Origin of the sequence: Streptomyces alkaliterrae (assembly GCF_007097205.2) — a bacterium.
GTDB classification, from domain to species: Bacteria; Actinomycetota; Actinomycetes; order Streptomycetales; family Streptomycetaceae; genus Streptomyces; species Streptomyces alkaliterrae.
The window spans coordinates 1-4,981 of sequence record NZ_VJYK02000364.1 but is presented as its reverse complement, the minus strand read 5'-3'; the positions used below and the strand labels follow the sequence as shown (position 1 = coordinate 4,981).

Below are 4,981 nucleotides of genomic sequence, written 5' to 3'. Positions count from 1 at the left end.
CCGGTACCCCCGCCTCCGCCGAACGCGCCGCATCCCGGCTTTCCGCCGCCTCCTGGTCCCGGATACCCGCACCCGCCGTACGGGCAGGCGCCTCCGCCGCCGCCCTCTTCGAACGGCAGCAGGACGGCTCTGATAGTCGGTGGCGCATGTGTCGTGCTCGCGCTGGTGATCGGGGGCATCGTCTTCGTTGCGACGGGCGACGACGGAGACAAGGGTCAGAGCGGCGAGGCGGGCAACTCCGCTGTGCGCAGCCCCGGTGCTGAGTCGCCGGACGGCCCGACTGAGCCGGACGAACCCTCCCTCCCGGACATGCGATCTCCGGGTGGCGGCGAAACTCCCGCAGGTGAGTTCAAGGACGTCCTCGACGCCGACGAGGTACGCTCGGTCGTCTTCAAGGGCAGCGGCGGTACGACAAAGCTCGATGTCACGCCGTACAAGGTCCAGAAGGGGGGCTACGCGGAGCTGAAGGCCGCGGGCATCAACATCGAGAAAGCTCCCGGGCTGGTGCCGTACTACATCACCGTGTCCTACACGAACCGTGGCGGTGAGGAGCCCTGGATTCCGACCTGGTACTCCCAGGTGACGATCCAGAGCGCGCCCGGTGAGCGGATCACGAGGGTCAACTACGTCGATGAGTACGCCAAGTGCAACTTCCTCGACCCCAACGCGCGGGGAGCGCTCACCGTAGGCCGGTCCTACAAGCCGTGTGAGATCTATCTGGCTCCGGAGGACAAGCCTTTCTACATGGTGTGGGGCATTGACAGGATCAGCGGTGACGGCGAGGCGAGCGTCGTCTGGAAGCTCGTCGACTGACGGTTTGAGAAGAAGTCGGCACTAAGGGCTCTGGCGAATTGCCCCCTTGTGCGGCGGGATTGTGCCCGTGAAGCGCCCGACATGGAGAGTTGAGGATGGGTAAGACAAGAGCGCTGCGGGCGATCGGCAGTGCGATGCTCGCGGGAGCCCTGGTCGTCGGGTCGGCTCCTACCGCCTCGGCTGACCAGATCAGGGACGACCAGTGGGCCCTGAGAGCATTTGAGGCCGAGAAGGTCTGGAAGGAGTCCACGGGCCAGGGCGTCATCGTCGCTGTGCTCGACAGTGCTGTCAACGGTAGCCATCCCGACCTGCGAGAGAACGTGCTTCCAGGTATGGACATGCTGACTGGAGGTCCAGCCAACCAGGAAACACGTTTCGACCATGGAACAGCCGTTGCTTCCGTCATCGCCGCACATGGTCATGGACCTGGAAACAACAACGGTGTAGTCGGTCTTGCTCCCGAGGCGAAGATCCTGCCCGTCCGAATAGCGACCAAGGGCGACAGTCCCCACCTGCACGGCAGTGAGATGAGCTACGCCAAGGCCATCCGTTACGCCGTTGACCAGGGCGCATCGGTTATCAACATGTCTATCGGCGCGGAGAGCATCAAGCCCGAGGAGGAAGAGGCGCTCGCATACGCCGCTAACAAGGACGTCCTTGTCGTTTCCTCAAGTGGAAACGAGGGGAGGGTGAACTATCCGGCTCGCATGGGGAGCGTGGTGGCCGTTGGGGCCATTGACGAGGCGGGGAACATCTGGGAAGACTCGTCAGGCGGACGCCAGGTGATGCTCTCCGCGCCAGGCGACTACATCACGGCCGCAGCCGTGATTGAACCCTATCGGGAGTTCGCCGGCACATCGTATGCGTCCGCGTACGTCTCCGGGGCCGCTGCACTGCTGAGAGCCAAGTTTCCCAACCTGACGGCAGGCCAGATCGTCAACCGTCTCACGAAGACCGCCTTGCTCCCTGACCGCATCGACGCGCCCGACGGTCACGACAGCTACTACGGCTACGGAATGATCCGGCCCTACCGAGCTCTCACGGAGAACATTCCGCCAGGCCCCAGGAGCGGCCCCCTGGAGATCCCCAAACCTCCGAAGTCCGATCCTGAACAAGGCGCTGCGGGAGCAGTCGCTCCTGGAGGTGGCGATGCGGTGGAGGACGACCTCACAAGCGGACAGAAGGCCATACTCGGCGGAGTTGTGGTCTTGTTTCTCGGTACGCTCGTTGCGCTCCTCGTCGCATCGGCGGTCAAGAAGAAGCGGCGTAGCGCACCGGCGCCGCTGCACCCCGGTGTCTACGGGGCCGGCTCCGGCTACCCGGTGAGCAGCGGCGTGCCACCCCACGTCCCCGGTTCGTACCAGGGCCAAGGTCCCGCGCATGGCGGCTATCCGCCTGTGCCGCCCAATCACCCTCCAACTCAGTGAGCCTCTTCCAACTGGCCACCGATCGAGTGATGGGCCGTGAAGCGCAACCAACGAGGCCCCCGAGCAACGTGATTGAGACGTCAGGCATCTCGATCAACAGCCCGGGGGCCTCGCTCGTTACGGTCGCAGGCAGTCACCTGATCGGTGGCCATCACGAAGAAGCTCAATGGTGAAGGAGAGAGGATATGCCGGAACAGAGAGATTCTTCTGGACATTTGCTTCCACGTCTCATGGTATGGGGAGGCATACTCGGGGCGTCCGTGTGCATGGTGGTGCGCTTCACGGCTTCCGCGCCTCGTTGGGATCTGGTGCTCAACCTGGCTGTGTCTGTGATTGGGTTCTGGTGGGAGCTGCGCCGTAATCGTATACGCTACGAGGCGACATGGCGGCTCCCGCGCGCTCCAAGATCTAGTCAGCCGAGTGCTTTCCGGCTGACGGGCCGCTGGCAGATGGATAATCAGGGGCTACGGACAGCAACTGTGATCGCAGCCGGGATTCTTCCCCTCATGCTGGGGGTTCAGTGGTCGCTTAGCGGGGGCTCGGACCAAGGTGATGACGTGAGTGCCGGTATCTTCGGTGGATCCTTCGTTGCGGGCATCATCATGTTCTGGTCAGTGGTGTTTTGGTCGGCAAAGCGAGCTGAAGGCGCGAAGGCTGTTGCTCGGGTTGAAGTGGCTGTTAAGGATGGCGCGGCGCGTGCCCTTCCGGTAGTCGTGCTGGATGGTGGGGCAGGCCTTCATGCGCCACACCCGCTAGAAGCCTTCATTGAGTTCGGATCGGCTCACCGATGGGCCTATGACGGACCCGAGCAGGTGCGGAAGCGGCGTAAGGCTCGCTACGCAGGAGCGTTGCGCCTGAGCGGGGACGATGGTGAGCGAACCTTGTTCCTCGAAAGCCCTGTTGATGGCGAAGCAATCGGCAGAGCGCTGAAGGGCCGTGAGGGATGGCTCTACTGGGCACCGAGTGGGACAGTAACTCATTCACCGTGCTCAGCCCCCGCTATCCTCGCACTGGGCGACGGGCGTTATGTACGGGGCTGGACTCAGGATTTCGACAGTAGCGATGTACCGGACGGGGAGGTCGCACGTCCTTCGACTTTGGGGTATGTACAGCACCTTCGCCCTGTGGAACTGGCCGTGTTGCGCCAACAGCCTTTTCGTTACCCAGGTTTGATTTGCGGTGTCCTTGCGTTGCTGGCGGCGGCTACGGGAGTGACCGGGCTGTGGGACGGTTACCTCACAGAGGGAGCTGCGGGCCCCCTGGTATTGGCTCCCCTTCTGCTGGCGGTAGGACTGGTGGGCAATCGCATTGCTGGGAAATACCGCCTCAGGCGCCGAGCCAAGACTCTGGGCGGCACGGTCCAAGCGCCCTCTGGCCCCGAGCGGCCTTCCTCGTCGCACATTGGCCCGCCGCCCCCTCCTCCGAGCCCACCCCGCGCCGGGGCGTGAGGGATTCACACAATTCAGGAAGCTGCCACTTTGAGGATCGAGAAACGTGGACAAATTCAAGGTAGAGCCGGATCATCTTGACGCCTACGCCAAGCAGGTTGGCCGGGCAGAAGACGATATGGCCGCAGCGGGCCGGTATGTGCAGAACAATACGGGCATCGAGACCTCTGGCGCAGGCAGCACACTCTGGCAACACGTCGTGGCGCTGCACAAAGAATGCTCCGTTCATGCACAGCAGGCGTTCGTCGGGTACAAGGATGTACTCGCCCAGTCTTCGGCTGAACTGGTGAGGTCCGCGACATACTACCGAATGACAGATGCTAACGAAGCGGCAGCAGTGGACCGCACTTACCCGACCGGGAAGAACGGCCCGCTTGGCCCTAATGAATTCGCTGCAATCGGCGTCGTTTTTCCCACCTTCACGGATCCGGAGGATGCTCAGGAATGTCTCAAGGCGGATCCCGAGCCGGGCTTCTTTGAAGCCCGTTGGAAGGGTCTGGTAGGGGACCGGTGGGATGCGGTTATGAATAACTCAGACAGTGCGCTGAGCACCATTGGTGAAAGTGTTGGCGTGGTTCTGGATCTCTGTAGCCCCACCGCGCTGATAAACGAGGGCATCAAGTTGATTTTCAACTACGATGTGCTCGGCTCACTGGCTCAGCTTGTCGCCGGGGACTGGGACACATTCGATTCTTGCGCGAAGGCATGGATAAAGCTCGGTGTGCTGTGTTCCGCAGTGGGTACTAACGTTGACCATGGTAACCGCAACCTGAGTGTCTCCTGGAACGGTCAAGCGGCGGACACGGCGTACGACTATTTCAACGAAATATCCAGGAAGATCAAGGAAGCGCAGGAGATCTTCAAGAAGTTGCATGGGTGTTATGAGGAAGTCGCCCGTGAGATAAATGCGTTCATTAACGTGCTCAAGGCTGCGATGACGACGATTGGCGATATTGCGATCCAGGTCGCCCTGGAAGCGGCGGCTGGTGCAGCAGCGGCGGCGACTGGTGTTGGGCTCGTGCTCACCGTAGGAGCTGCGGCAATCATCGCGGCCCAGTGCGCAAGGGCGGCGAAAATCGTCGATGACACGCTGGATGCATTGAATATGCTCTACATCACGATCAACGGGGCGCGGTCATCGGGGCAGGCGGGTGTGGTGGCTGAGGTTGAGGCGATCAAGAAGTTTCCTGTACCGAAGAGGGAATACGACAATCAAGTCGTCTAAGAGCTCCTAACACAATGAGGTGACGCGGTTCCCGTGGCCGTGTCTGGTGGTGGGGTGGGGCGTTGGGC

General features: G+C 62.0%; 3 protein-coding genes. All 3 read left to right on the top strand.

Translation table 11 applies throughout. The annotated features are described in order from the left end of the window. The first annotated feature begins 153 nt into the window (after positions 1–153). Positions 154–813 carry a hypothetical protein gene (locus FNX44_RS23765; protein WP_143650931.1) on the top strand — a complete coding sequence of 220 codons (660 nt, stop codon included), beginning with the start codon at positions 154–156 and terminating at the stop codon, positions 811–813. A 95-nt stretch (positions 814–908) separates the two neighbouring features. Continuing rightward, a complete protein-coding gene (locus tag FNX44_RS23760) occupies positions 909–2,240 on the top strand; it encodes a S8 family serine peptidase (protein ID WP_143650930.1) in 1,332 nt (443 codons plus the stop codon). 1,494 nt (positions 2,241–3,734) lie between these two features. Then, positions 3,735–4,913, top strand: a complete 1,179-nt coding sequence (locus FNX44_RS23755; RefSeq protein ID WP_143650928.1) for a hypothetical protein — start codon at positions 3,735–3,737, stop codon at positions 4,911–4,913. The last annotated feature ends 68 nt before the right edge of the window (positions 4,914–4,981 follow it).

Excerpts from the sequence above, each read along its gene's own strand:
- FNX44_RS23760 (WP_143650930.1), top strand. The coding sequence starts at position 909 with ATGGGTAAGACAAGAGCGCTGCGGGCGATCGGCAGTGCGATGCTCGCG.